This window comes from Pseudomonas sp. B19(2017) (genome assembly GCF_002113165.1).
In the GTDB taxonomy this organism is placed as follows: domain Bacteria; phylum Pseudomonadota; class Gammaproteobacteria; order Pseudomonadales; family Pseudomonadaceae; genus Aquipseudomonas.
The window spans coordinates 1-25,758 of the sequence record NZ_NEJR01000008.1; the positions used below are offsets into that span (position 1 = coordinate 1).

At 63.5% G+C, this 25,758-nt stretch carries 20 protein-coding genes; 12 read left to right on the forward strand and 8 right to left on the reverse strand.

The window, feature by feature from the left end:
• Positions 1-257: 257 nt before the first annotated feature.
• Complete coding sequence (gene rlmM / locus CAF70_RS13075) at positions 258-1,322, reverse strand: 23S rRNA (cytidine(2498)-2'-O)-methyltransferase RlmM (protein ID WP_085625189.1); 1,065 nt, start codon at positions 1,320-1,322, stop codon at positions 258-260.
• Between the two features lie 216 nt (positions 1,323-1,538).
• Between rlmM and acnA the strand changes: the two genes are divergently transcribed.
• The 3 genes from acnA to CAF70_RS13090 all read left to right on the forward strand — a co-directional run bounded on the left by acnA (position 1,539) and on the right by CAF70_RS13090 (position 6,979).
• On the forward strand, positions 1,539-4,280 hold the full coding sequence (gene acnA / locus CAF70_RS13080; protein ID WP_085625190.1) for an aconitate hydratase AcnA: 2,742 nt from the start codon (positions 1,539-1,541) through the stop codon (positions 4,278-4,280).
• A 158-nt stretch (positions 4,281-4,438) separates the two neighbouring features.
• A complete protein-coding gene (locus CAF70_RS13085) occupies positions 4,439-5,215 on the forward strand; it encodes a CPBP family intramembrane glutamic endopeptidase (RefSeq protein WP_085625191.1) in 777 nt (258 codons plus the stop codon).
• Positions 5,216-5,413: 198 nt separating this feature from the next.
• Positions 5,414-6,979 (forward strand): PAS domain-containing methyl-accepting chemotaxis protein, encoded by a 1,566-nt coding sequence (locus tag CAF70_RS13090; protein ID WP_085625192.1) that lies wholly within the window; start codon positions 5,414-5,416, stop codon positions 6,977-6,979.
• Positions 6,980-7,172: 193 nt separating this feature from the next.
• Here CAF70_RS13090 and CAF70_RS13095 read toward each other — a convergent pair whose 3' ends face one another.
• The 5 genes from CAF70_RS13095 to CAF70_RS13115 form a co-directional block, all read right to left on the reverse strand.
• Positions 7,173-8,057 carry a pseudouridine synthase gene (locus CAF70_RS13095; RefSeq protein WP_085625193.1) on the reverse strand — a complete coding sequence of 295 codons (885 nt, stop codon included), beginning with the start codon at positions 8,055-8,057 and terminating at the stop codon, positions 7,173-7,175.
• A gap of 51 nt (positions 8,058-8,108) precedes the next feature.
• Positions 8,109-8,417 (reverse strand): transcriptional regulator, encoded by a 309-nt coding sequence (locus CAF70_RS13100; RefSeq protein ID WP_085625194.1) that lies wholly within the window; start codon positions 8,415-8,417, stop codon positions 8,109-8,111.
• 65 nt (positions 8,418-8,482) lie between these two features.
• Positions 8,483-8,914: a D-Ala-D-Ala carboxypeptidase family metallohydrolase gene (locus CAF70_RS13105; protein ID WP_085625195.1), complete on the reverse strand. Its 432-nt coding sequence runs from the start codon at positions 8,912-8,914 to the stop codon at positions 8,483-8,485.
• 87 nt (positions 8,915-9,001) lie between these two features.
• On the reverse strand, positions 9,002-9,241 hold the full coding sequence (locus CAF70_RS13110) for a glutaredoxin family protein (RefSeq protein ID WP_085625196.1): 240 nt from the start codon (positions 9,239-9,241) through the stop codon (positions 9,002-9,004).
• 71 nt (positions 9,242-9,312) lie between these two features.
• Positions 9,313-10,521, reverse strand: coding sequence for an ammonium transporter (locus CAF70_RS13115; RefSeq protein WP_085625197.1), 1,209 nt, complete (start codon positions 10,519-10,521; stop codon positions 9,313-9,315).
• A 313-nt stretch (positions 10,522-10,834) separates the two neighbouring features.
• On the opposite strand from CAF70_RS13115, the gene CAF70_RS13120 reads away from it, so the two are divergent.
• The 8 genes from CAF70_RS13120 to dacB all read left to right on the forward strand — a co-directional run bounded on the left by CAF70_RS13120 (position 10,835) and on the right by dacB (position 20,031).
• The gene (locus tag CAF70_RS13120) at positions 10,835-11,149 is read left to right on the forward strand and encodes a YqjD family protein (protein ID WP_085625198.1); all 315 of its coding nucleotides are present in this window, start codon (positions 10,835-10,837) and stop codon (positions 11,147-11,149) included.
• A gap of 9 nt (positions 11,150-11,158) precedes the next feature.
• Positions 11,159-11,533, forward strand: coding sequence for a phage holin family protein (locus tag CAF70_RS13125; RefSeq protein WP_013971683.1), 375 nt, complete (start codon positions 11,159-11,161; stop codon positions 11,531-11,533).
• Entirely contained in the window at positions 11,530-11,859 is a 330-nt protein-coding gene (locus CAF70_RS13130; protein WP_085625199.1) for a hypothetical protein, read from the forward strand. The genes CAF70_RS13125 and CAF70_RS13130 overlap by 4 nt, the downstream gene beginning before the upstream one ends.
• A gap of 270 nt (positions 11,860-12,129) precedes the next feature.
• Positions 12,130-13,461 (forward strand): deoxyguanosinetriphosphate triphosphohydrolase, encoded by a 1,332-nt coding sequence (locus CAF70_RS13135; protein ID WP_085625200.1) that lies wholly within the window; start codon positions 12,130-12,132, stop codon positions 13,459-13,461.
• A gap of 283 nt (positions 13,462-13,744) precedes the next feature.
• Complete coding sequence (locus CAF70_RS13140) at positions 13,745-14,362, forward strand: response regulator transcription factor (RefSeq protein ID WP_085625201.1); 618 nt, start codon at positions 13,745-13,747, stop codon at positions 14,360-14,362.
• An 8-nt stretch (positions 14,363-14,370) separates the two neighbouring features.
• Entirely contained in the window at positions 14,371-18,003 is a 3,633-nt protein-coding gene (locus CAF70_RS13145) for an ATP-binding protein (protein ID WP_085625202.1), read from the forward strand.
• A gap of 41 nt (positions 18,004-18,044) precedes the next feature.
• A complete protein-coding gene (locus tag CAF70_RS13150; protein WP_004376110.1) occupies positions 18,045-18,389 on the forward strand; it encodes a YggL family protein in 345 nt (114 codons plus the stop codon).
• Between the two features lie 184 nt (positions 18,390-18,573).
• Positions 18,574-20,031 (forward strand): D-alanyl-D-alanine carboxypeptidase/D-alanyl-D-alanine-endopeptidase, encoded by a 1,458-nt coding sequence (dacB, locus tag CAF70_RS13155; protein WP_085625203.1) that lies wholly within the window; start codon positions 18,574-18,576, stop codon positions 20,029-20,031.
• 136 nt (positions 20,032-20,167) lie between these two features.
• Here the strand turns inward: dacB and CAF70_RS13160 are convergent, their stop codons facing one another.
• Both CAF70_RS13160 and rlmKL read right to left on the reverse strand, forming a co-directional pair.
• Positions 20,168-22,552 (reverse strand): diguanylate cyclase, encoded by a 2,385-nt coding sequence (locus CAF70_RS13160; RefSeq protein WP_085625204.1) that lies wholly within the window; start codon positions 22,550-22,552, stop codon positions 20,168-20,170.
• Positions 22,553-22,646: 94 nt separating this feature from the next.
• Positions 22,647-24,839 carry a bifunctional 23S rRNA (guanine(2069)-N(7))-methyltransferase RlmK/23S rRNA (guanine(2445)-N(2))-methyltransferase RlmL gene (gene rlmKL, locus CAF70_RS13165; protein ID WP_085625205.1) on the reverse strand — a complete coding sequence of 731 codons (2,193 nt, stop codon included), beginning with the start codon at positions 24,837-24,839 and terminating at the stop codon, positions 22,647-22,649.
• A 561-nt stretch (positions 24,840-25,400) separates the two neighbouring features.
• Between rlmKL and rmf the strand changes: the two genes are divergently transcribed.
• Positions 25,401-25,616: a ribosome modulation factor gene (gene rmf, locus CAF70_RS13170; RefSeq protein ID WP_003248687.1), complete on the forward strand. Its 216-nt coding sequence runs from the start codon at positions 25,401-25,403 to the stop codon at positions 25,614-25,616.
• The last annotated feature ends 142 nt before the right edge of the window (positions 25,617-25,758 follow it).

Below are 25,758 nucleotides of genomic sequence, written 5' to 3' on the forward strand. Positions count from 1 at the left end.
CGAGCGTTTCGGCGAGCGCAACGGCCTGAATCTTGAACTCATCGGTGTAGTTGCGGCGAGTGGTTGGGTACATGGCAACCTCCAAGATAGCGATGTAAGTATCGCTTCTTGGCGTCCGTTGTCACGGGGCAGGCCCACAAAAACCGTCCGCTCCCATCATCCGGCCTCCTGAAGTCGCAGTCGGCGGCGCCTGAACTATCGCGCGCTCAGAAGCAAAAGCCGAAGCAAGAGCAAGAGCAAGGCGATTCGCGCTGTGCTCAGCGCGGCTTCAAGTCCATCCGACGCAGATGGCAGGTCACTTCCTCACGGTCGTGATACAGCTGCTTGCAGGCAATCGACACCTTGATCTTACGCGCCTTGAAGGTCGCCTCCATTCGGTCGAGCAGTCGGCGTACTTCGGCATAGCGCTGTTTCATCGGCAGTTTCAGGTTGACCACCGCCTCACGGCACAACCCCTCGCCCAGCCAGGTCTCGATCAGCGAAGTGGTACGCGCCGGTTTCTCGACGATGTCGCACACCATCCAGTCCACAGGCTGTTTCGGTTGCCAGGTGAAACCATCGGCCATCAGGTGCTGGACCAACCCGGTGTCCATCAGGCTTTCGGCCATCGGCCCGTTGTCGATGGCAGTCACCAGCATACCCCGGCGCACCAGCTGGTAGGTCCAGCCACCCGGCGAAGCCCCCAGGTCGACGCCAGTCATGTCATCACCCAGGCGCTGCTCCCACTGTTCTCGCGGGATGAACTGGTGCCAGGCCTCTTCCAGTTTGAGGGTCGAGCGGCTGGGTGCCTCGCGGGGGAATTTCAGGCGCGGGATGCCCATGGGCCACAGCGCACTGTTGTTGGCCGGGGCAACGCCGGCAAATACCCGACGGCCGCTGATGAAGGTGAGCAGCAAGCGTGGGCGGCTGGCGTCGTCAACCAGGCGGCCGGCCTTTTCCAAAGCCTTGCGCAGCGGCACCTCGAACTTGCGGCAGAACGTGGACAGTTCCTTGCCTTCGTTGCTGTCCAGCACTTCCAGCCACAGGCTGCCGAACAGCGGGAAGTCGGCCAGGTGCGCCAGCAGCACACTGATTCGGTCGCTTTCCGGCAGTTCGACATAACCGCCACGGGCCCACTGCCGCGGGAAAATCAGCTGGTTGAAACGCAGTTCCCCCATCAAGCGCTCGGCACCGCCCTCCTCGCTACAGACAAACTCGGCACTGGCACTTTGCGGCTTGCCTTTGGCATAGCCGGCAACACCCAGGCGGGCGGCATGTTCGCTGATTTCGGCGCACACCTCACCCTCGAAACCGGGCCGGCAATGCATGAACAGGGTATTCATCTCTCACTCCACTACGGCTGGCGCGCCACAGGCGCCGGCAGGGCGGCGATGATAAAGGAAGATCGGAACCTGCGACACGTCCCGCCGGTCCAGAAAAGGGTCAGGTGGCGCAAAGCGGTCTAACCTGACCTTTCAGCCAGGTCCGTGCCGTGCGGATCGATACAGAGCGGTGCCCCGGGCAAAGCTTGCCAGGCACCGGCGCAGAAGGAGTTGGCAATGCCCTCGCTCGATAGCCTGAACACCCTCAGATCACTCAAGGTCGGCGACCAGACCTACCACTACTTCAGCCTCACCGAGGCCGCCCGCCATCTGGGCGACCTGCAGCGCCTGCCCATGTCGCTGAAGGTGCTGCTGGAAAACCTGCTGCGCTGGGAGGACGGCAAGACTGTCACCGGCGACGACCTGCGTGCCCTCGCCCATTGGCTGGGCGAGCGGCGCTCCGACCGCGAGATCCAGTACCGCCCGGCGCGGGTACTGATGCAGGACTTCACCGGTGTGCCGGCCGTGGTCGACCTGGCCGCCATGCGCGCAGCCATGGCCAAGGCCGGCGGCGACCCGCAGCGGATCAACCCGCTGTCCCCGGTGGACCTGGTGATAGACCATTCGGTGATGGTCGACCGCTATGGCACACCGCAGGCTTTCAGCGAAAACGTCGACATCGAAATGCAGCGTAACGGCGAGCGCTATGCCTTCCTGCGCTGGGGCCAGAACGCCTTCGACAACTTCCGCGTGGTACCGCCGGGCACCGGCATCTGCCACCAGGTCAACCTGGAATACCTGGGCCGCACCGTCTGGACGCGTGAGGCCGATGGTCGCACCTACGCCTTCCCCGACACCTTGGTCGGTACCGACTCGCACACCACCATGATCAACGGCCTGGGCGTACTCGGCTGGGGTGTCGGTGGCATCGAAGCGGAGGCGGCCATGCTCGGCCAGCCGGTGTCCATGCTGATTCCCGAAGTGATCGGTTTCAAGCTGACCGGCAAGCTGCGTGAAGGCATCACCGCCACCGACCTGGTGCTGACGGTGACGCAGATGCTGCGCAAGAAGGGCGTGGTGGGCAAGTTCGTCGAGTTCTATGGTGATGGCCTGGCCGAGCTGCCCTTGGCCGACCGTGCGACCATCGCCAACATGGCCCCGGAATACGGCGCCACCTGCGGATTTTTCCCGGTCGACCAGGTGACCCTGGACTACCTGCGCCTGTCAGGCCGCCCCGAAGCGACCGTGCAACTGGTCGAGCAGTACTGCAAAGCCCAGGGCCTGTGGCGCTTACCGGGCCAGGAACCACTGTTCAGCGACAGCCTGGCGCTGGACATGCAAGAGGTCGAGGCCAGCCTGGCCGGGCCCAAGCGACCGCAGGACCGCGTGGCCCTGGGCCAGGTCAGCCAGGCCTTTGACCACTTCATCGAACTGCAGCCCAAACCGCTGGCCAAGGAGGTCGGCCGCCTGGAAAGCGAAGGTGGCGGCGGTGTAGCGGTGGGCAACGCCGACCAGGCCGGGGAGACCGACTACAGCCATCAAGGCCAGACCCACACCCTGCGCGATGGCGCCGTGGTGATTGCCGCGATCACCTCGTGCACCAACACCTCCAACCCCAGCGTGATGATGGCCGCCGGGCTGGTGGCGAAAAAGGCCCTGGAAAAAGGTCTGCAACGCAAACCCTGGGTCAAGAGTTCGCTGGCACCGGGCTCCAAGGTGGTCACCGACTACTTCAAGGCCGCCGGGCTCACCACCTATCTGGACCAATTGGGGTTCGATCTGGTCGGCTATGGCTGCACAACCTGCATCGGCAACTCGGGCCCGCTGGATGAAGCGATCGAGAAAGCCATTACCAGCGCCGACCTTACCGTGGCCTCGGTGCTGTCGGGCAACCGCAACTTCGAAGGCCGCGTGCACCCGCTGGTCAAGACCAACTGGCTGGCCTCGCCGCCGTTGGTGGTGGCCTATGCCCTGGCCGGCAGCGTACGCCTGGACCTGACCCGCGACCCGCTGGGTACCGGCAAGGACGGCCAGCCGGTCTACCTGCGCGACATCTGGCCCAGCCAGCAGGAAATTGCCGCTGCCGTCGCCAAGGTCGACACGGCGATGTTCCACAAGGAATACGCCGAAGTGTTCGCCGGCGATGCACAGTGGCAGGCCATCGAGGTACCGCAGGCGGCCACCTATGTGTGGCAGGCCGACTCCACCTATATCCAGCATCCACCCTTCTTCGACGACATCGGCGGACCACCCCCGCAAATCACCGACATCCAGGGTGCGCGGATCCTGGCGCTGTTGGGTGACTCGGTGACCACCGACCACATTTCCCCGGCCGGCAACATCAAGGCCGACAGCCCGGCCGGGCGCTACCTGCGTGAGCAGGGCGTGGAGCCCCGCGACTTCAACTCCTACGGATCGCGGCGTGGCAACCATGAAGTGATGATGCGCGGCACCTTCGCCAACATCCGCATCCGCAACGAAATGCTGGCGGGCGAAGAAGGCGGCAATACCCTGCACGTGCCCAGTGGCGAAAAGCTGTCGATCTATGACGCGGCCATGCGCTACCAGCAGCAAGGCACTCCACTGGTGGTGATTGCAGGCCAGGAATACGGCACCGGTTCGAGCCGTGACTGGGCGGCCAAGGGCACCAACCTACTAGGGGTCAAGGCGGTGCTGGCAGAAAGCTTCGAGCGCATTCACCGCTCCAACCTGGTGGGCATGGGCGTGCTGCCGCTGCAGTTCAAGGCCGGGCACAACCGCAAGCAACTGGGGCTGACCGGCAAGGAACGGATCGATGTGCTGGGCTTGAACGGTGCACAGATTCGCCCGGGCATGAGCCTGCCCTTGCGCATCACCCGCGAAGATGGGCAGCAGGAGCAGATCGAAGTGTTGTGCCGGATCGATACCCTGAATGAAGTGGAATATTTCAAGGCAGGGGGGATATTGCATTATGTGTTGCGCCAACTGATTACGGGCTGAGCCGGGTATGCTTGGGGCTGCTGTGCAGCCCATCGCCGGCAAGCCAGCTCCCCACAGGGATAACACAAGCCTGAGGTCTGTACTTTACCTGTGGGAGCTGGCTTGCCGGCGATGGGCCGCGCAGCGGACCCAACATCGTTCAATCAGAAGGTCCACTTGTGCCTCGCTTCCACCTGATCGCACTTTTCCTCCTGGCGCTCGGCTACACCCTCGCCCTGAGCCACGGCCACCTCGGCATCACCACCCTGCCCACCTTTCTCGCCCTGCTTGCCAGCGCCCTGCTTGCTCGCCGCCCCCAGCGCTGGCAACAAGCCCTCGGCCACACGCTGTTCATCCTTTTGGCCATCGCCCTGGCAATGCACCGGCTGCCCGGCTTCAACGCCGCCAAAGTCATCGACGGCATCGTCCTCAGCCCCGGCGCCCTGCCCTTCACGATGTACCTGAACCTGGATAAACCGCTGATCGGCGCCTGGCTGCTGCTGGCCTGCCCTTGGCTGATCCTGTGGCGCAGCCAGGGCCTGGCGACCAGCCTGCTGTACGCCCTGCCCCTGACCCTGCTTGCCTGCCTGGGCGGTGCCTGGGCACTGGACATGTTGGCTTTGGCCCCGAAATGGCCCGACCAGGCCTGGCTCTGGCTGCTGAACAACCTGCTGCTGGTAAGCCTGACCGAAGAACTGTTGTTCCGCGGTTACATCCAGGCCGGCCTGCAACAGCTGTTGCGCCACCAAGGGTTGGCATTGTTTGCCGCCGCCCTGCTGTTCGGCCTGGCCCACCTGGGGGCCGGCTGGCAATGGGTGTACCTGGCCACCCTTGCCGGTATCGGCTACGGCCTGGCGTACCGCTGGGGCGGCGTGGCGGCAGCGGTACTCTGCCATTTCGCCCTGAACTTGGTGCACTTCACCCTGTTCAGCTATCCGATGCTGGCTCTTGGCTAGCCAATCGGTCATCATTCGACTTATCCGTCATGAAACAGCAGTAAAAACGCAATAATGACGCTAACTTGCTTGAACGTGCTCGCTGGTTACCCCAGACAAGATGGTGGCTTATTGCCACAGATCAAGCACATTAATTATTCATTCAATAAAACCAGCGGCTTGCCGATACCAGTCGAAAGCCCTGCGGACTATCAACCCATGCGTAACAACCAGCCGATTACCCAGAGAGAACGGACTTTCCCTGCACAGCAGCGGTTGATCTCCACCACCAATGCCAAAGGTGTGATCACTTACTGCAACGATGCCTTCATCGAGATCAGTGGTTTCACCCGCGAGGAGCTGACCGGCGCGCCGCACAACCTGGTGCGCCACCCCGACGTGCCGCCAGCGGTGTTTGCCCACATGTGGCAAACGCTCAAGCAGGGCCAGCCGTGGATGGGCATCGTCAAGAACCGCTGCAAGTCCGGCGACCACTACTGGGTCAACGCCTATGTCACGCCGATCTTCGACAACAATCAGGTAGTCGGTTTCGAATCGGTGCGGGTCAAGCCTACCGCCGAGCAGGTCCGCCGCGCCGAGGCGCTGTACCAGCGCATCAACCAGGGCAAGCCGCCGGTACCCCGTCGGGACAAGTGGCTGCCGGTATTGCAGGACTGGCTGCCGTTCATCCTGATCAGCCAGGTAGGCTTCCTGATCGGCAACTGGCTGGGCCATTCCTGGGGCTTCGCCCTGGCCGCCGGGCTTTCCGTACCGCTGGGCCTGCTGGGCCTGGGCTGGCAGCAGCGCGGTCTCAAGCGCCTGCTGCGCCTGGCCGAACAGACTACCTCCGACCCGCTGATCGCGCAAATGTACACCGACAGCCGTGGCGTGCAGGCGCGCCTGGAAATGGCCATGCTCAGCCAGGACGCGCGCATGAAAACCTGCCTGACCCGCCTGCAGGACAGCGCCGAACATCTGAGCGAACAGGCGCGTCAGTCCGACGCCCTGGCGCACAAGAGCTCTTCGGGCCTGGAACGCCAGCGAGTAGAGACCGAGCAGGTCGCCGCTGCGGTCAACCAGATGGCCGCCACCACCCAGGAAGTGGCCAACCACGTGCAGCGCACCGCCGATGCCACCCAGGAAGCCAACCGCCTGACCAGCCAGGGCCGGCAGATTGCCGGTGAAACCCGCGACGCCATCGAACGCCTGTCGGCGGCGGTGGGCGAGACCGGTCAGACAGTGACGCAACTGGCCAAGGACAGCGACGAGATTGGTGGCGTGGTCGATGTGATCAAGGGCATCGCCGACCAGACCAACCTTTTGGCGCTTAACGCGGCCATCGAAGCGGCACGTGCCGGTGAAATGGGCCGCGGCTTTGCCGTGGTGGCCGACGAAGTGCGCCAGCTGGCCCAGCGCACTGCCGAATCCACCGGGCAGATCCACGGGCTGATCGCCAAGCTGCAACAAACTGCCAGCAATGCCGTGCTGACCATGGAAGCCGGCCATCGACAGGCGCAGGAAGGCGTCGACCGCGTGATGCAGGCCGACGAGGCGCTGGTGGGCATCAGCGAAGCGGTGGCCAACATTACCGACATGGCCACCCAGATTGCCGCGGCAACCGAGGAGCAGACTGCAGTGGCTGACGAAATCAGCCGTAACATCAGTACCATTGCCGAACTGGCCGACCAGACTGCCGAACAGGCACAGCACTCGGCACTGCTCAGCGAAGAGCTGACCAGCACGGCGGGGACCCAGTACTCGCTGGTGGAGCGGTTCAACCGTTAAAATCCAGCTTGCCACCTAAAGGGATAGCGCATGCTCAAGGCACACGCTATCCCTATGGGAGCGGGCGTGCCCGCGAACACCGGCGAAGCCGGTGCCATGCCCCGAGTCGCCGGCTTCGCGGGCACGCCCGCTCCCACAAGGATTGCGCAGGTTTGTCAGGGGTTGAGCAAGGCAGCGCAGGCTTGAGCTTGCATTACCAATCCAGCTGCAAGCCGCTCTCGAAATAGCGCTCTTCCCCGCTCAGCGGGTCTGCAAAGCGCAGGCTCTGCGCCAGCAACTTCAGCGGCCGCTGGTAGTCATCCTCTTCATTGACCAACTGCGGATAGAACGGGTCGTTGCAGATCCCCGCCCCTAACGCCGCCATGTGCACGCGCAACTGGTGGGTCTTGCCAGTCACCGGCGACAGCCCGTAACGCCACAGCTCGCCGTGCTTTTCCAGCACTTCGGCCAAGGTTTCGCTGTTGGCCTCGCCCTCTACCTCATGCATACGGAAAAACGGCTCGCCATGCACCAGGCGGCTTTTGTGCACCAGCGGAAATGCATGCTGCGGCATGGCCGCGGCAATGGCCTGGTAGCGCTTGTCTATGCGTCGCTCGGGGAACAGCCGCTGATAGGCACTGCGGCTCTGCGGGTTGGCGGAAAACAGCACAAGCCCGGCGGTATGTCGGTCGATACGGTGCAACGGCACCAGGTGCGGGTTGCCCAGGCGGCGGATCAGGCGGCGAAGCAAGGTCTGCTCGACGTATTCACCGGTCGGCGTCACTGGCAGGAAATGCGGTTTGTCGGCCACCACCAGGTGCTCATCCACATGCAGCACCACCTCCTGCACCGGGATCGGCCGCTCGTTCGGCACTTCGCGGAAATAGTGCAAACGCATGCCGCGCTTGTAGGGCAGTTCGGCCGACACCGCCCGCCCCTCGGCATCCAGCACCCGGCCACGGGCAAAGCGGTCGAGCCATTGGGCCCGATCAATGGCCTTGAAATGGTCACACAGGCAGTCGAGCACCGTCGCCCAGTTACCGGGGGGCAGGCACACCGTGCTGGCTTGCTGGCGGGCGGGGTCGAAAGGCGTGGTCATGGCAGGGCTCGAAACATTCACGGCCGCGCATTATCCCCCAAGCCCGCGCCCTCAACCAGCCTGGGCCATCGCCTCGCTGCGCTCCTTGAGCCAGCGCAGAACCTGCACGGGCTCCCAGCGGCCCGGGTCGTAGAGCGCATACAGCAACCCTTGGTAACCCACCACATCCAGCCCGCGATGGTAGCCGGCACGCTGGAACAAAGCCTCGATCTCGGCGAAACAGGTATTGAAGTGGACCTTGCCAAACGGCGTGCGCTCGTCGGTCACCAGGCCTTCGAGGCGCAGTTCCAGGACCGCGTCGGCCACCCGCTCGACGGGCATGCGGTTGACGCTGTACTTGAGTTGCTCGACATTGAGCATGGCTTCACCCTGATACTGTATTTATATACAGCATACGAACATCCCCTTGCTGCCGTCAATGCGCTTCACTGGAGCCCCGGCAGGTAGCCGCTGCCTTTGCGAATGCTCAACACCTGTCGCCGCGGAGTGCCGCGTGTTACCGACAGGTGCACCCACCTGTCGAATTCCAGGATGAGTTGATCGAAGGGCACGGCACTTTCGCTGATCCGCCGCACGGTTTCCCGCGGGCTGACTTCGATCACCGTGAAGTCTGCAGCCAACCCTTGGATATGCTGGCTGTTCGAGGCACCGCCAATCACCCGGTTGACCTGCTCACTGCGGTATCCGCTGCTGACGATGATTGGCGCATCGAACAGTGCGCGCACCTGTTCCAGCGCACAACACAGCAGTTGCAGGTTGGCCCTGGCTTCAGGCGGTGGTGTGTTATCGAGTCCGTCCCTGGCAGCGAATTGCGAAACGATCATTTCATCAAGCGTGAAATGCGGGCTGATCAACATGGCGAGGCTCCTGATGAGTGAATGTGGCAGCGGATCATCCGCTCGCATTCATCACCCTGGAGCAGGGTTGCAGCTCCTCTGTAGCCATTACTGCGCGAGAAACGCCGCAACCTGATCGGCATCGAACGGCCAGTGCAGTTCGGCGCCATTGTCGCAGCGGCGCAGCACGGGAATGATCAGGCCATAGCGTTCGAACAGGGCGTCGTGCTCGGCAACGTCGACCAGTTCCACCAGCAGGCCATGATCGACGAAGGGCATCAGCACGGCCTCGGCCACTTCGCACAGGTGGCAGCCGAGGGTGCCGAACAGTTGGCATTCAGGCAGCATGGGGCAAGTCCGGTTTGGCAGGGGGAAAGCCTATTCTAGGTCCGTCCTGCCCAGCGTGCACCTGACCTGGCTCAATCCTGGCTGGTGGCGCCGATCCGGTGCAGTGACAGGTCCGCCCCCTGGAACTCCTGCTCATGGCTCAAGCGCAGGCCATGCAACGCGCGGATCGTGCCGTAGACGGCGAAACCACCGGCCAACGCCACCAGCACGCCCAGCAGGCTGCCGAGCAACTGGCTGAGCAGGCTGACACCTCCCATGCCGCCCAGGGCCGCCTGGCCAAACACGCCGCAAGCAATGCCACCCCATACACCGCACAGACCATGCAACGGCCAGACACCCAGCACATCATCGATCTTCCAGCGGTTCTGTGCCGCGGTGAACGTCCAGACAAACAGCGCACCGGCCACCAGGCCGGTTGCCAGCGCACCGATCGGGTGCATCAGGTCAGAGCCGGCACACACTGCCACCAGCCCGGCCAGCGGCCCGTTATGCAGGAAGCCCGGGTCGTTACGCCCGGCCAGCAACGCCGACAGGGTGCCACCGACCATGGCCATCAGCGAATTGATCGCCACCAGGCCACTGACGCCCTGCAGGGTCTGGGCACTCATGACGTTGAAGCCGAACCAGCCGATGATCAGGATCCACGACCCCAGTGCCAGGAAGGGAATGCTCGACGGCGCAAACGCCACCAGCCGGCCATCGCGGTAGCGCCCACGGCGCGCACCCAGCAGCAGCACTGCCGCCAGCGCCAGCCAGCCACCCATGGCATGCACCACCACCGAACCGGCAAAGTCATGGAACGGCGCGCCGAAGCGTGCCTGCAACCAGGCCTGTACGCCAAGGTTGCCGTTCCAGACCACACCCTCGAAGAACGGGTAGATGAACGCCACGATCAACGCCGTGGCACACAGTTGCGGCACGAAACGCGCCCGCTCGGCGATGCCCCCGGAGATGATCGCAGGGATGGCCGCGGCGAAAGTCAGCAGGAAGAAGCACTTGACCAGCGCATAGCCATGGTCTGCCGCCAGCGCCGCCGCGGGCTGGAAGAAGCTGACCCCATAGGCGATCCAGTAACCGATGAAGAAGTACACTAATGCCGAGATGGCGAAGTCGCTGAGGATCTTCGACAAGGCGTTGACCTGGTTCTTGTAGCGCACCGTGCCCACTTCGAGAAATGCGAAGCCGGCATGCATGGCCAGCACCAGAATGGCGCCCATGAGAATGAACAGGGTGTTGGAACCGTGGACCAGGGAGTCCATCGCGCTGTGCATGTTTTCCATGAAATAGGCAGACCTGCTGAAAAAGGCACCAGGACAGTTCAAGAACCTGCATCCCTGCACCGAATCGGTGCCAGCCCCCTGCCCTGTTTCGGTGAGCCGGGCGGAGCCTGCGTGGTTTTTTCTTGGGTTTGTCGTGGATTGGGTTAAGGTTTATCGGTATCCGCTGCGCTGGCGCCCTGAATCGGCGCAAAACCCGACCGGGGCGCCCCGCAACGTGGCAAAGCCTTAGCAAGGCCCATACCAGCGCCGGCACTTGAACCTTCCGCGCGTGCTATTACTCGAACTACCAACACTCATCGACAGGGAGACACCCATGGCCAGCAAATCGGCAAAGACTGCACAAGAGATATTGATGGCTGACTTCCAGGCACTGGTCCGCGACACCGAGAAACTGCTGGCCGACACCGCCAACCTGGCCGGTGACCAGGCGGACGAGTTGCGTGAACAGATCCACGACCGCCTGACCCAGGCCCGTGAAACCCTGCAACTGACCCAGGACTCGGTGCGTGAACGCGGCCAGGCAGCACTGGGCAGCGCCGAGCAGTACGTACAGGAAAAACCGTGGCAGGCAATCGGCATTGCCGCTGGTGTCGGCCTGTTGATCGGCCTGCTGGCCAACCGGCGCTAAGGGGTTCCCATGGAGAACGACGCCAACGGCGCCAGCGCCTCGGGCAAGCGCCTGGGCGCGGCTGCGCTGGGGCTGCTGCACAGCCATATCGAACTGTTCGGCATCGAGTTGCAGGAGCAGAAGGGCCGCACCTTGAGCCTGCTGCTGTTCGCCGGCCTGGCCCTGGTATTCGCACTGCTGCTGCTCACCGCGCTGTCCGGGTTACTGCTGGTGCTGCTGTGGGACAGCTACCGCCTGGCCGGCATCATCGGCCTGTGCGTGTTCTATGGCATCGCCGCGCTGTACTGCGGCTTGCGCCTGAAAGCAGCGGTGTTCGACGAATCGTCGCCCTTTGGCGCCACCCTCGAAGAACTCGCCAAGGACCGGGAGCGCCTGTTGCCATGAGCCTGCCAGAACTGCCAAACAGCCGTAACCCGCGCGAACTGCGCAAGGCGCTGCTGCGCCTGCGCATGGAAATGCACCGCCAGGAAATCCGCCACGAGTCCGCGCAGTTGCTGGAGCCACTGCGCCGCGTACGCGGAATGGGCAGCTCGCTGCACGACGGCCTGGGCATCAAGCATGCGCCGCTGTGGGGAATTGGCGCCGTGGTGGCGCTGGGTTTCCTCACCGGCAAGGGCGTGCGCAGCGGCAACCTGGCGCGGCTGTTGCGCCTGGGCACCAGCCTGCTGCCGCTAGTTCGTCTGTACCTGCAAGGCAGCCGCCGCCCCTGAGCGTTTTCTGTCGACGGCGCCAGCCCTTTGGGCTGCGCTGTCGCGCAGAGACCTCAATCCGCAAGCGCGATGCAGCTTCTGTGGGAGCGGGCGTGCCCGCGAAGAATCCAACACGGTGGCTGGCACCGGCTGCGCCGGTGTTCGCGGGCACGCCCGCTCCCACAAGGAACGCACAAACCTTCGGGCTTGTGTTGTCCCTGTGGGCCTACCCCTTGCGCTGTCCTTCCGGACACTGGAAGCTATATCCCTCGATCCACAGGAGACCGCGCCTTGGACTGGCATACCCTGCTCACCCGCGAACGCCTGGGCAAAGCCCTGTACAGCGCCGACGAACTCGGGCGCAGCCCCTTCCACAAGGACCACGACCGCATCATCTTCTCCGGTGCCTTCCGCCGCCTCGGGCGCAAGACCCAGGTGCACCCGGTTTCCAGCAACGACCATATCCACACCCGCCTGACACACTCCTTGGAAGTCAGCTGCGTCGGCCGCTCGCTGGGCATGCGCGTCGGCGAAACACTGCGCGACAGCCTGCCGGACTGGTGCGCCCCCAGCGACCTGGGGATGATCGTGCAGTCGGCCTGCCTGGCCCACGACATCGGCAACCCACCGTTTGGCCACTCTGGCGAAGATGCCATCCGCCACTGGTTCCAGCAGGCCGCCGGGCGTGGCTGGCTGGACGCCATGAGCGACGACGAGCGCGCCGACTTCCTCAATTTCGAAGGCAACGCCCAGGGCTTTCGTGTACTCACCCAGCTGGAGTACCACCAGTTTGACGGCGGAACCCGCCTGACCTATGCCACCCTCGGCACCTACCTGAAGTACCCGTGGAGCGCACGCCACGCCGACGCCCTGGGCTACAAGAAGCACAAGTTCGGCAGTTACCAGAGCGAGCTGCCGCTTCTCGAGCAGATCGCACGCAAGCTAGGCCTGCCACAACTTGAACACCAGCGCTGGGCACGCCACCCGCTGGTTTACCTGATGGAGGCCGCCGACGATATCTGCTACGCGCTGATCGACCTGGAAGACGGTCTGGAAATGGAGCTGCTGCAATACGCCGAAGTCGAAGCACTGCTGCTCGACCTGGTCGGCGATGACCTGCCGGAAACCTATCGCCAGCTCGGCCCTGGCGAATCCCGCCGGCGCAAGCTGGCAATCCTGCGCGGCAAAGCCATCGAGCACCTGACCAACGCCGCTGCCCGCGCCTTCGTCGAGCAGCAGCAGGCATTGCTGGCCGGGCAGTTGGCAGGCGACCTGGTCGAACACATGCATGGCCCGGCCAAACGCTGCGTGCTGCAGGCCAAGGACATGGCACGCAACAAGATCTTCCAGGACAAACGCAAGACCCTTCACGAGATCGGCGCCTACACCACCCTGGAGATTCTGCTGAACACCTTCTGTGGTGCTGCGCTCGAACAGCACGGAGGGCGCACGCCGTCGTTCAAGAGCCGCCGGGTACTGGACCTGATCGGCAACAACGCCCCCGACCCGCACGGCTCGCTACACAACGCCTTCCTGCGCATGATCGACTTCATCGCCGGGATGACCGACAGCTATGCCAGCGAAATGGCCCGGGAAATGACCGGGCGCTCCAGCCCGACCTGAGCCCTGCCGGTGCAGCCTGGGCATAGCCCGGAGCTGCACCGTGCATTGTGGGAAACTTCCTACACATACGGTTGGCAAGTTAAACACCACGAATAAAAATAAATGAATAGTTACCAATCCCGTTTTGACATTGTGTTAATTGCGCCTGTTTCGTAGCCCGATTTGTTTTATCTTGTAAGCCATTTCCCATATAGGGCTAACAGCCCTTCCTCATGCACCCGATGACTTCCAACTGCGATAAGGTGCCGCTTGTCACCCTCAGTCGCCCGCAGGGAAGTTGAACATGCACTCCATATTTATCGTCGACGATCATCCCGTCATCCGCCTGGCCGTCCGTATGTTGCTGGAAAACCAGAATTACAAGGTTGTCGGCGAGTCGGACAACGGCGTGGACGCCATGCAGATGATTCGCGAAGCCGCCCCAGACCTGGTCATCCTCGACATCAGCATCCCCAAGCTAGACGGGCTGGAGGTACTTGCCCGCTTCCAGGCCATGGCCCTTCCCCTGAAGGTACTGGTACTGACCGCACAGTCTCCCGCCTTGTTTGCCGTACGCTGCATGCACTCGGGTGCAGCCGGGTACGTGTGCAAGCAGGAAGACCTGAGCGAGCTGCTCAGTGCCATCAAGGCCGTGCTGGCCGGTTACAACTATTTCCCCAGCCAGGCAATTAAACATGACCAGGCGGTGGATGCAGACTTGCAACTTTTCCGCCAGGTGAATGACCGCGAACTGATGGTGCTGCAACTCTTCGCCCAAGGCCGCAGCAACAAGGAAATTGCCAAGGGCATGTTCCTCAGCAGCAAGACAGTCAGTACCTACAAGAAGCGCCTCATGCACAAACTTCAGGTCAATACACTGGTCGACCTGATCGAAATGGCCAAACGCAACGCGCTGGTCTGAGGGGCGTCATGGCGCGCCCTATCATTTGCCTGCTGCTCACCCTGCTCCTGTTCGCCGGGGTGGCGCAGGCTACCCATCATGAGGCCTCGTCCTACGCCTTGCTGGCACGGTCATCGGCCAGGCCGGCACCGCCTGCGCTCACGGACGAACAACGGCAATGGCTGGAAAGCCGCCAGGAACTGGTGCTGGGTACCTCGGCACCGGACTACCCGCCGTTCGACATCACCAGTGGCGGCCGCGACTACCAGGGCCTTACCGCCGAGTACGCGAGCCTGATCGGCAATGCCCTGCAGTTGCCCGTGCGGGTGCTGCGCTTTTCCAGCCGGCAGGCGGCGGTGGAGGCGCTGCTGCACGGCGATATCGACCTGCTCGGCAGCGCCAACGGCTACGAAGCAGCCAACGACGGCCTGGCGTTATCGCACCCCTATGCAATCGACCAACCGGTGCTGGTAACGCGGGAGGACGAAAGCCGGGCCCTGGACATGGGCCTGGAGGGCATGCGCCTGGGCATGCTCTACCACTACCTGCCCCGACAAGAAGTGAGCAGGGCCTACCCCAAGGCCGAACTGCTGGCCTTCGGCTCCTCCAGCCAGGCCCTGAATGCCGTGGCGTTCGGCCAGGCCGACGTATTCATCGGCGATACCATTTCCACCCACTACCAGCTCAATCGCAGCCATCTGCCGCGCCTGCGCATGGCCAGTTTTGGCAAGCACGAAGCCATCGGCTTCGGATTTGCCCTGCGCCAGCAGGACAAGCCGCTGATGGAATTGGTAAACGCGACCCTGGACAGCCAGACCCCGGCCATACGCGCCAGTATCTTCAAGCGCTGGAGCGCCGGTAGCGACTCGCTGCTGACTGACCGCAGGCTGCAACTGACCGAGGCCGAGGAACAATGGCTGCAGGACCACCCGGTGATGCGCGTGGCAATCGACGACACCGCTGCACCGGTCTCCTATTTCGATGGCTCGGGGCATTTTCGCGGTATCACCGCCGACCTGCTCGAGCTCATTCGCCTGCGCACCGGCCTGCGTTTCGAAGTGCAGCGCGCCAGCGGCCTGGCCGACATGATTGCCCGCCTCAAGGATGGTCGCGCCGATGTCATCGCTGCACTGGCCACCACCGGGGTGAGCGAAGACGACCTGCGAATCAGCCGGCCCTACCTGGAAAGCGCCTATGTGCTGGTCAGCCTCAAGGGCAAAAAGCCTTTCACCTCGCTGGAGCAACTGCAGGGGCATCGCATCGCCATCACCCGTTACAGTGCCATGGACGCCATGCTGTCGCGGCACTACCCGCAAATCGGCTGGGTCGAGACCGAAAGCGCGTTCTATTCCATGGCGTTGCTCAACAGCGGGGCCGTCGATGCGGTGATCACCCCCTTGATCGACGCCAACCATGCCCTGGCCGGTAACCCCGAACTGGTCATCCGCGCCACCGTCGGCAGCGAACCCGCCCATTTCGCCATGACCACCAGTGCCTCGTCCCAGGCGCTGGTGTCCATCCTCGACAAGGCACTACTGAGCATCTCGCCGGAAGAACTGGGGGTCATCAACAACCGCTGGCGCGGTTTCAGCCTGCACGAGGATGGCAACGACAAGGGTTACCGAAGGCTGGCGATACAGCTGGTACTGGGAACCGCGGTACTGTTGCTGCTGGCCTTGCTGTGGAACGCTCGCCTGCGCCTGCAGATTCGCCAACGGCAACGCGCCGAACGGGCACTGAATGACCAGTTGGCATTCATGCGCGCCCTGCTCAACGGCACGCCCCACCCCATGTACGTGCGTGACCGCGAAGGCTGCCTGCAAAGTTGCAACTACAGCTATCTGGAAGCCGTGCAGGCCCGCTCCGACGAGGTTATCGGCAAACGCCTGGAGAAAAGCCTGTTCGCCGATCACGAGCAGACCCGGCAGATTCAGGCCGATTACCTGAAGGTGATGGCCGAGGGGTCGCCGCTGATCATGGATCGGCCGCTACGTATCAAGGGCAGGGAGATGACCATCTACCACTGGATTTTGCCGTATCGCGACTCCCTGGGAGAGGTGCAGGGCATCATCGGCGGCTGGATCGACATCAGTGATCGCCGCCATCTGGTCATGGAGCTGCGCCAGGCCAAGCAGCAGGCGGACGATGCCAACCGCGCCAAAAGCACGTTCCTGGCGACCATCAGCCACGAAATCCGCACCCCGATGAATGCGGTCATCGGCATGCTCGAGCTGGCAGTCAAGCGTGCCGACCAAGGCCGGGTAGACCGCAACGCACTGGAGCTGGCCCACCATTCGGCCAAGGACCTGCTGGGCCTGATTGGCGATATCCTTGACATCGTGCGCATCGAGTCCGGGCACTTGACCCTCGCCCCGGAGGCCGTCGACCTGGCGTCCCTGGTCGAATCGGTGGGGCGCATCTTCGAGGGCCAGGCGCGGCAGAAAGGCTTGGCCCTGGAGGTGATGATCGCGCCGAGCGCACGCTGCCATGCCCTGCTCGACCCCCTGCGTTTCAAGCAGGTCCTGTCCAACCTGGTGAGCAACGCCATCAAGTTCACCGAACATGGCCAGGTGCGCATCTGCGTCAACCTGATGGAGGACGGCATCGGTACCCCCGCCGTGCTGGAGCTGGAAGTGCGCGACAGTGGCATTGGCATCCACGCCGACGACCTGCAACGCCTGTTCAACCCGTTCATCCAGGCCAACCCCCATAGCCAGGGCGCCCGCGCGGGTACCGGGCTGGGCCTGGCCATCTGCCGCAACCTGTGCGAGATGATGGGCGGCAGCCTGACCATCAAGAGCCTGGAGGATGTCGGCACCCAGGTGCGCCTGAAGATGCCGCTACAGCGGGTTGATGCCGCTGCGCAGCCGGTCCCGCTGATCGAGAACCTCGACGTGCCCGACCCACGGCTGAACGTGCTGGTGATCGACGACCACCCGGCCAACCTGCAACTGATGGCACAGCAGCTTGGCTACCTGGGCCTGGAACACACCAGTGCCCGCGACGGTCGCGAAGGCCTGGCTACCTGGCGGGCGGGCGATTTCGATGTACTGGTGCTCGACTGCAACATGCCGCACATGAACGGCTACCAGGTGGCCACTGCCGTACGCACTGAAGAACGTCACGGCAATCGGACGCGCTGTACCATACTCGGCTACACCGCCAACGCGCAGCCGGAAGTACGGCGCAAGTGCCTGAGCGCCGGCATGGACGACTGCCTGCTCAAGCCCATCAGCCTGGGCACTCTCAGCCAGCGTCTGGCCGGCATCCACCCTCGCCGTCAGCAAAAACGGCGGCGCAAGCTTTACCACCTGGACGGCCTTGCCGCAGTGGTCGGGCATGACCCGAACGACCGCCAGCGTTTCCTGCAGGCCTTGCAAAAGAGCCTGCAGGTTGACATGGCAGCCTTGATGGCACTGGATCCGCAGCACGACAACGGCGCCATTGCCGAACAGGCGCACAAAGTGCTCAGCGCCGCGCGGATGCTGGAGGCCCCCGAGCTGATGACGGCCTGCGAAGCCCTGGAGGCCAGCGGCTTGCCCACCGCCCAGTTACGCCTGCGGCGCCAGGCACTGGCGCGGCACATGTGCCGGATAGAACGCGCCTTGACCAAGGAACTGGCCACAGGTACCTGCACACAGGCAGGCAGCCAGGCGTGTTAACTGGTAGACTGCGCGACGTTATTACCTAAGAGGATTGTTTCATGGCCACAAACCGCTCCCGTCGTCTGCGCAAGAAGCTGTGTGTCGACGAGTTTCAGGAATTGGGCTTCGAGCTGAACCTGGAATTCAAGGAAGATCTGGATGACCAGGCAATCGATGCTTTCCTCGACGCGTTCCTGGCAGAAGCCATGGACGCCAATGGCCTGGACTATGTAGGCGGTGACGATTTCGGCCTGGTGTGCTCGGTCAAACGCGGCTCGGTCAGCGAAGAACAGCGTGCAGCCGTTGAGGCCTGGCTCAAGGGCCGCAGCGAACTGACCAAGATCGAAGTCAGCCCGCTGCTGGACGCCTGGTACCCGGAAAAGCCGATCAACAAGGCCGAGTAATTCCGGCCTGGCTCGATCGCTGAAAAGGCCACCCCTACGGGTGGCCTTTTTTATGGGGTGCTTTTCGGTCGAACGTGGCGCATCGTCGCTACGCTTGGGGCATAATGCGTATTCTTTCATTCTGGGGCAATCATTCCTTACAGCCCCAATGCCCTTTTCCCTCGCCGTAGGGTATTTATCGATCATGATCAAAACGCTTCGTCCCCTCGTTCTTGCCGGCCTGCTGTTGCCACTCGCCCTGCCCAGCCAGGCCGCCGCAGTCAACACCACACTGCCTGCCAAAGTGCAGCAGGCCCTCAAGGCCAACAAACTGCAGGATTCTGCCCTGTCGCTGGTGATGCTGCCGCTGGACGGCCCCGGCACACCGACCGTGTTCAATGCCGATGTCTCGGTGAACCCGGCTTCGACCATGAAACTGGTCACCACCTACGCCGCCCTCGAACTGCTCGGCCCGACCTTCCAGTGGAAAACCGAGTTCTACACCGACGGCACCCTGAGCAACGGTGTACTCAACGGTAACCTGTACCTCAAAGGTGGCGGCGACCCGAAGCTGAACATGGAAAAGCTGTGGCTGCTGATGCGTGACCTGCGCGCCAATGGCGTGCGCACCATCACCGGCGACCTGGTGCTCGACCGCAGCCATTTCGTGCAGCCCAACCTGCCGCAGTTCAACGACGACGGCGGCGATGAGAACAAGCCGTTCCTGGTCAAGCCCGACTCGCTGCTGGTCAACCTCAAGGCCCTGCGTTTCGTGGCCCGCAACGATGGCGGCAAGGTCACCATCGCGGTCGAACCGCCGATTGCCAGCATCCGCATCGACAACCAGGTCAAGGCGGTAGCCTCCAAGCAGTGTTCGGGTGATGTGCGCTACAACCCGGTGCAGCAGGCCGATGGCATCAGCGTAACGGTCAGCGGCCAGCTGGGTGACGGTTGCAACTCGCAGACCTACCTGTCGCTGCTCGACCACCCCACCTACGCCGCCGGCGCCGTGCGCGCGATCTGGAACGAACTGGGTGGCAGCATCCAGGGTGGCGACCGCTTCGAGAACGTGCCCAAGGGCGCTCGCCTGCTGGCCCGCGCCTTCTCGCCAGACCTGGTGGAAGTGATCCGCGACATCAACAAGTACAGCAACAACACCATGGCCCAGCAGCTGTTCCTGAGCCTTGGCGCGCAGTTCCGCACCGATGCCGATGGTGACGACGCTCGCGCTGCCCAGCGCGTGGTGCGCCAGTGGCTGGCGAAGAAGGGCATTACCGCGCCGCACCTGGTGATGGAAAACGGCTCCGGCCTGTCCCGCGCCGAACGGGTCAGCACCCGGGAAATGGCTGCAATGCTGCAGGCCGCCTGGAAGAGCCCCTATGCAGCCGAGTTCATGAGCTCGATGCCGCTGGTGGGCATGGACGGCACCATGCGCAAACGCCTGAAGCGCACCGCCATGACTGGTGAAGGGCACATCAAGACCGGTACGCTGAACACCGTGCGGGCAATTGCCGGCTTCAGCCGTGACAGCAACGGCCATACCTGGGCGGTGGCGGCAATCCTCAACGACCCGAAACCATGGGGCGCCTCGCAGGTGCTCGACCAGGTGCTGCTGGACCTGTACCGCCAGCCGAAGCTGGCCGGCAGCACAGCGGCCAACTGACAGGTAGCCAGTACCGGCCTCTTCGCGGGCTTGCCCGCTCCCACAGCTACTGCACCGTTATTGAACCTGGTGCAGTAGCTGTGGGAGCGGGCAAGCCCGCGAAAGGGCCGGCACTGACAACTGACAGCTGTCAGGCCTACTCCCCCTCCACCCGATCCCGCCCGGCCTGCTTGGCCGCGTACACCCCTGCATCAGCCCGCAACAGCAAGGCATCGGCCCCTTCCCCCGGTCGCCAACCCGCTACACCAAAACTCGCGGTCACCTTGCCCACGCCTTCCACCGGCACATCGCGCACTCCTTGCCACAGCTCCAGCGCCAGCAGCCGCGCCTGCCTGGCATCGCTGCCCGGGCACAGCACCATGAATTCCTCGCCACCCAACCGACAGAACACATCGGTACGCCGCAAGCGCTGGCCAATGCGCAGGCACAGGCTGCGTAACACATAATCGCCGGCGGCATGGCCGAAGCGGTCGTTGATGCATTTGAAGTGATCGATATCGAGCATGATCACCGCCAGCGCCAGGCCATCGCGCTGGGCCCGTTCCAGCTCGAACCTGAGCCGCTCCTGGAAAAAGCGGCGGTTATGGATACCGGTCAGCGAGTCGGTCACCGACAACGCACGCAACTCTTCTTCCACGCCCTTGAGGTCGGAGATGTCGGTCAGGTAGCCGTGCCACAAGGTGCAGCCCTGCTCGCCCACTTCCGGTGTCGCCTCGCCACGCACCCAACGCAGCCCGGCACGCGGCAGGCAAACCCGGTACTCCTCGCGCCAGGGCGACAGGTGTTCGGCCGAGTAACGCACCGAACGGCGCACGCGCTCCAGGTCATCCGGGTGGATGCGCTCGAACACCGCCGTGGCGTCCTCGCGCAGCTGTTGCAGGTCGACTTCGTAGATGTCGTACAGGCCTTTGCTGGCGTACGGAAAGCAAGAATGGCCGTTGCCATCCAGGCGGTACTGGTAGATGCCACCCGGCACCTCGGCACTGAGCTTTTCCAGCAGGCTGTCGCGCGCCGCCAGTGCCTCATGCACCCGACGCCGTTCAGTGACATCGATGCAGATCGCCAGGTAACCCATCCACAATCCCTGTTCATCGAGCATGGCGGTAACCAGCATATTGGCCACCAGTTGGCTGCCATCAGCGCGTAACAAGGTCCACTCTCCCGGCTCGGCGCCATGCGCCTGCACCGTTTCGGCGAACATGGCCTGGTCGCCTGCAATCGGCCGGCCGTAACGCAGGCTCAAGGCATGGGCACGCTGGCTCAACTCCTCGGGCAGTACCAGGTCCTCCAGGCGCAGCTGGCCGATCGCCTCGCTGGCCGGGTAACCGAACATGCGCTCGGCACCGGCGTTGAAGGTGCCAATCACACCCTTGAGGTTGGTGGCGATGATCGCCACCTGGGTTGCGGCATCCAGTACGCTACGCAGCTGGTTGTGGGTGCCACGCAGGGACTGCTCGCTGGCCCGCAGCTCGGCGGTGCGCTGCTCGACCAGGGCCAAGGCACGCTGGCGCTGGCTGAGCAGGCTGTAAAGCAAAACGCTGAGCAGCAGGCTCAACAGGCCGCCCAGCAGGCTCACCGCCAGCACCACGGAAGAACGGTTGGCCTGCAAGAAAGCCAGGCTCGGCCGGATACTCAGCTGGAAGTGGTGGTCAGCCAGGTGCAACAGCTGGTTGCTGACCAGCGCCAGGGGAGCTGCCGGGTTCTGCGAATCGAACATCACTTCGGGGCCATGCAGCCCGGTGGGGTCTACGATGCGCACGACCAGGTTGTCATCTGCCGCCACCGGGCGCCCGTCACTGACCAGCTCACGCATGCTCAGCAAGGCCATTACATAGCCCACTGCCGCGCCGCGGGGGTTGGCATCGGCAAACACCGGCGCCACCATCAGCAGGCCACGCGCATCCGAGCTGGTATCGAACATGGGCAGTGGCTCGGACACCGCCATGCTGCCCGGCCCCAGCGCCCGCGACAATGCAGCCAGGGGAACGTCCTGGCCGGCGAGGTCCAGCCCATAGGGCAGCCCGGGTAATTCACCCGACTGGGTATAGAGGACCGGGAAGTAATGGTCGCGCTGGGGAGATGGGCGCCACTGGCCTTGCTCATCCTGGTCGCGGATCACATAGCCCGGGCCGGCATGCGCACTGGCGTGGCGCTCGAACTCGGTGCGTTGCGCGGCTTCGACACGCGGCGCCCAGGCGTAGGCCAGGGTCCGCTGCAGCAATGGCCGGGTGTAGCCGTCGAACTCGCGTGGGGTGATTTCGTTGGAAAAGCTGAAAAACCGCCGCAGCCCGTCCAGCCGCTGCTGCTGCTCGTCAATCCGCTCGACGATACGGCTGAAACGTTCGCTGGCCAGCAGCTCGAAGCGCTGGCGCAGCTGCTGCTTGTAGAAGGTTTGCGCGGCAAGTGCCAGAACGGCCGTCAACAGGCCGCCCACCACCAGGGCGACCAGGGCCACCGCCCAGGCGGACACCGCCTCTGTGCACAGGCCAAGCAACCGCGCACGAACGCCACCGTTTGACATACACCCATCTCGTCACGTCAGCGTCCTGCGGATTATCTTGCCCTGCCTTCAGTTATAGCTATTGGCCATTAGCCGCGCAATGTACCTCGTCGCCTCAACGCAGCTGCAACCGCCAGGCACGATGGATACGGTTGTTGCGGGCGAAGTCCGGGTCCAGCGTCTGGGCGGTGATTTCTTCCACCGCGTAACGCGCCATCAGGTGCTCGTCCAGCTGGAACTTACGGAAGTTGTTGGAGAAATACAGCACGCCACCCGGCGCCAGGCGGGCCATGGCCAGGTCCAGCAGCTGCACGTGGTCACGCTGCACGTCGAATACGCCTTCCATGCGCTTGGAGTTGGAGAAGGTCGGCGGGTCGATGAAGATCAGGTCGTAGCTGTCGCGGTTACCCTCCAGCCAGGCCATCACATCGCCCTGCTCCAGGCGGTTGCGATCCGAGAAGCCATTGAGCGCCAGGTTGCGCCGCGCCCAGTCCAGGTAGGTTTTCGACAAGTCGACGCTGGTGGTGCTGCGCGCCCCACCCTTGGCCGCATGCACGGTGGCTGTGGCGGTGTAGCAGAACAGGTTGAGGAAGCGCTTGCCGGCGGCTTCGCGCTGGATGCGCATGCGCATCGGGCGATGGTCGAGGAACAGGCCGGTGTCGAGGTAGTCGGTAAGGTTGACCAGCAACTTGACGCCGCCCTCGTTCACTTCCTGGAAGCGGCCTTCGGTTGCCTGGCGCTCATACTGGCGCGTGCCGCTCTGCCGCTCGCGACGCTTGAGCACCACACGCTGCGGCGAGATGCCCAGGGCCTGCGGGATGGCTGCCAGTGCGTCGAGCAGGCGTGCCTGGGCCTTGTCCGGGTCGACCGAACGTGGCGCGGCGTATTCCTGCACGTGCACCCAGTCCTGGTACAGGTCGACCGCCAGGGCATATTCGGGCATGTCGGCATCGTACAGGCGGTAGCAATCGACCTGTTCGCGGCGGGCCCACTTACCCAGTTGCCTGAGGTTTTTCTGCAGGCGGTTGGCAAACATCTGCGCCCCTTCCGACAGGCGCGCCGGCTCGCTCGCCAGCGGTGCCTGCGGGCGGGTTTCCGTGCCTTCAGGCTGCGTTTCGCGGCGCTCGCCGGTAACGAACTGGTCAGGCTGCACCTTGAACAGCAGCAGCTTGCACGGCAAGGCACCGTTCCAGAACGCATACTGCTTGTGGCTGCGAATGCCCATGCGCTTGCCCAACTGCGGCGCGCCGGTGAACACCGCTGCCTCCCAACCCATGCAGGCCTGGCGCAGGCGCTCGCCGAGGTTCTGGTAGAGGTACAGCAGGCTGGCTTCATCACCCAGGCGCTCGCCATAGGGCGGGTTGCTGATGACCAGGCCTTTCTGGTTCTGGTCCGGGCGCGGCTCGAAGGTGCTGACTTCACCCTGGTAGATCTTCACCCAGTCGCCCAGGCCGGCACGCTCGACGTTGTTACGGCCTGGCTGGATCAGCCGTGGGTCGGCCTCGTAGCCACGGATCCACAGCGGCGGCTTGGCCAGGCCGGCCTGCGCCCGCGCCTGCGCCTCGTCATGCACCTTGCGCCACAACGCCGGTACATGGCCAAGCCAGGCACTGAAGCCCCAGCGTTCACGCTTGAGGTTGGGCGCGATATCGGCGGCGATCATCGCCGCTTCGACCAGGAAGGTACCTACACCGCACATCGGGTCGGCCAGCGCGCCACCTTCGGCGGCAATGCGCGGCCAGCCGGCGCGGATCAGCACCGCCGCCGCCAGGTTTTCCTTCAGCGGCGCGGCACCTTGCTGCAGGCGGTAGCCACGCTGGTGCAGGCTGTGCCCGGAGAGGTCCAGGGAAAGAATGGCTTCGCCACGGTCCAGGCGCAGGTGCACACGCACATCAGGGTCGATCTTTTCCACCGACGGGCGCAGCCCTTCGCGGTTGCGCAGCTTGTCGACAATCGCATCCTTGACCTTCAGTGCACCAAAGTGGGTGTTGTCGATGCCCGAGCCATGGCCGCTGAACTCCACAGCCAGGGTGCCGTCGGCTGCCAGGTGGTCGGCCCAGTCGACTGCGTGCACGCCGTCGTAGAGGTCGTCGGCGTTTTTCATGGAGAAGCGCTTGAGGACCAGCAGCACCCGGTTGGCCAAGCGTGACCACAGGCACAGGCGGTAGGCGGTTTCCATGTCGGCGGCGCCGCGAATGGCCGAGGTGTGCTCACGCACATCATCCAGGCCGAGGCCCCGGGCCTCTTCGGCAAGCAGGCCTTCCAGGCCTTTGGGGCAAGTGAGGTAAAGTTCGAAACGGTCCGACATGAGTAATCCAGCGCCTTGGGCTATTTGACTGACGGGGCAACGCATCGCCCCGCGATGTTTGCCCGCACACCTTTCCAGCAGGTGTGCGGGTGGCCTTTCCTGGCACGCGAGCGTGCACTGAAAGGCCGGGCCGCCTGACCGATCCGTGCCTGGCCCAGTGGCAAAGACAGCTTAGATCATCAGGCAGTACTAAAAATTCTGGCGACACCGGGGCCGTTGTGACCCTTCGTCGCATTTCAAATTATTACTGTCATCCGCGAGCAACGCTGGCGAAATGACGTCAATGATCGGCAAACCCTGATCATAGCGGGCTCAACGCTAAACAAGGTTGAGTCGCATTTATTTACTTATCCCCTCACCCTTGGAAAGGTTACGTGCTTATGACAAATCGATCATTCACACGGTGACTCGCATTCGATAGAACTGGTCTCAGGCCGCTTCGCAACGAGGCGGCACTTTCAGCTCGCCACGCCGGCAGCGAGCGCACACCGGCAGAAAGACTCTGCCCGGCCTCGGAGAGGCCGACGGGACATTACAGTCAACAAGTGAGGGCAACACCCTATGAGAAGACTTAAGCGTGATCCGTTGGAAAGAGCATATTCACGTGGCTACCAATACGGGGTCACCGGCAAATCCCGCGAACTTTGCCCCTTCAATCTTCCTTCTGTTCGCCAAGCCTGGATCAACGGCTGGCGTGAAGGTCGCGGTGATAACTGGGACGGAATGACTGGCACCGCTGGCATCCATAGACTCAACGAAAATCACGCCGTTGGCTGAACGAGGACACTGAATTCGATTCACCATGCACGCCCTATCCGGGCGGCGGGCGAAGGCCCAGGGGCCCCTTGACGGGGCCCTTTTTTATGGGTGCGAATCCCTATCCGCGCTGGCTTCTTCGCGGGCTCGCCCGCTCCCACAG

What these genes read in the sequence shown, in the direction of transcription:
- CAF70_RS13130 (WP_085625199.1), top strand. Translation starts at nt 11,530, where the DNA reads ATGAGCCTGCCAGAACTGCCAAACAGCCGTAACCCGCGCGAACTGCGC.
- CAF70_RS13105 (WP_085625195.1), bottom strand. Translation starts at nt 8,914, where the DNA reads ATGTTGATCAGCCCGCATTTCACGCTTGATGAAATGATCGTTTCGCAA.
- rmf (WP_003248687.1), top strand. Translation starts at nt 25,401, where the DNA reads ATGAGAAGACTTAAGCGTGATCCGTTGGAAAGAGCATATTCACGTGGC.
- CAF70_RS13095 (WP_085625193.1), bottom strand. Translation starts at nt 8,057, where the DNA reads ATGACCACGCCTTTCGACCCCGCCCGCCAGCAAGCCAGCACGGTGTGC.
- CAF70_RS13140 (WP_085625201.1), top strand. Translation starts at nt 13,745, where the DNA reads ATGCACTCCATATTTATCGTCGACGATCATCCCGTCATCCGCCTGGCC.
- CAF70_RS13120 (WP_085625198.1), top strand. Translation starts at nt 10,835, where the DNA reads ATGGCCAGCAAATCGGCAAAGACTGCACAAGAGATATTGATGGCTGAC.
- CAF70_RS13150 (WP_004376110.1), top strand. Translation starts at nt 18,045, where the DNA reads ATGGCCACAAACCGCTCCCGTCGTCTGCGCAAGAAGCTGTGTGTCGAC.
- rlmM (WP_085625189.1), bottom strand. Translation starts at nt 1,322, where the DNA reads ATGAATACCCTGTTCATGCATTGCCGGCCCGGTTTCGAGGGTGAGGTG.
- CAF70_RS13115 (WP_085625197.1), bottom strand. Translation starts at nt 10,521, where the DNA reads ATGGAAAACATGCACAGCGCGATGGACTCCCTGGTCCACGGTTCCAAC.
- acnA (WP_085625190.1), top strand. Translation starts at nt 1,539, where the DNA reads ATGCCCTCGCTCGATAGCCTGAACACCCTCAGATCACTCAAGGTCGGC.
- CAF70_RS13160 (WP_085625204.1), bottom strand. Translation starts at nt 22,552, where the DNA reads ATGTCAAACGGTGGCGTTCGTGCGCGGTTGCTTGGCCTGTGCACAGAG.
- dacB (WP_085625203.1), top strand. Translation starts at nt 18,574, where the DNA reads ATGATCAAAACGCTTCGTCCCCTCGTTCTTGCCGGCCTGCTGTTGCCA.
- CAF70_RS13125 (WP_013971683.1), top strand. Translation starts at nt 11,159, where the DNA reads ATGGAGAACGACGCCAACGGCGCCAGCGCCTCGGGCAAGCGCCTGGGC.
- CAF70_RS13145 (WP_085625202.1), top strand. Translation starts at nt 14,371, where the DNA reads ATGGCGCGCCCTATCATTTGCCTGCTGCTCACCCTGCTCCTGTTCGCC.
- CAF70_RS13090 (WP_085625192.1), top strand. Translation starts at nt 5,414, where the DNA reads ATGCGTAACAACCAGCCGATTACCCAGAGAGAACGGACTTTCCCTGCA.
- CAF70_RS13110 (WP_085625196.1), bottom strand. Translation starts at nt 9,241, where the DNA reads ATGCTGCCTGAATGCCAACTGTTCGGCACCCTCGGCTGCCACCTGTGC.
- CAF70_RS13100 (WP_085625194.1), bottom strand. Translation starts at nt 8,417, where the DNA reads ATGCTCAATGTCGAGCAACTCAAGTACAGCGTCAACCGCATGCCCGTC.
- rlmKL (WP_085625205.1), bottom strand. Translation starts at nt 24,839, where the DNA reads ATGTCGGACCGTTTCGAACTTTACCTCACTTGCCCCAAAGGCCTGGAA.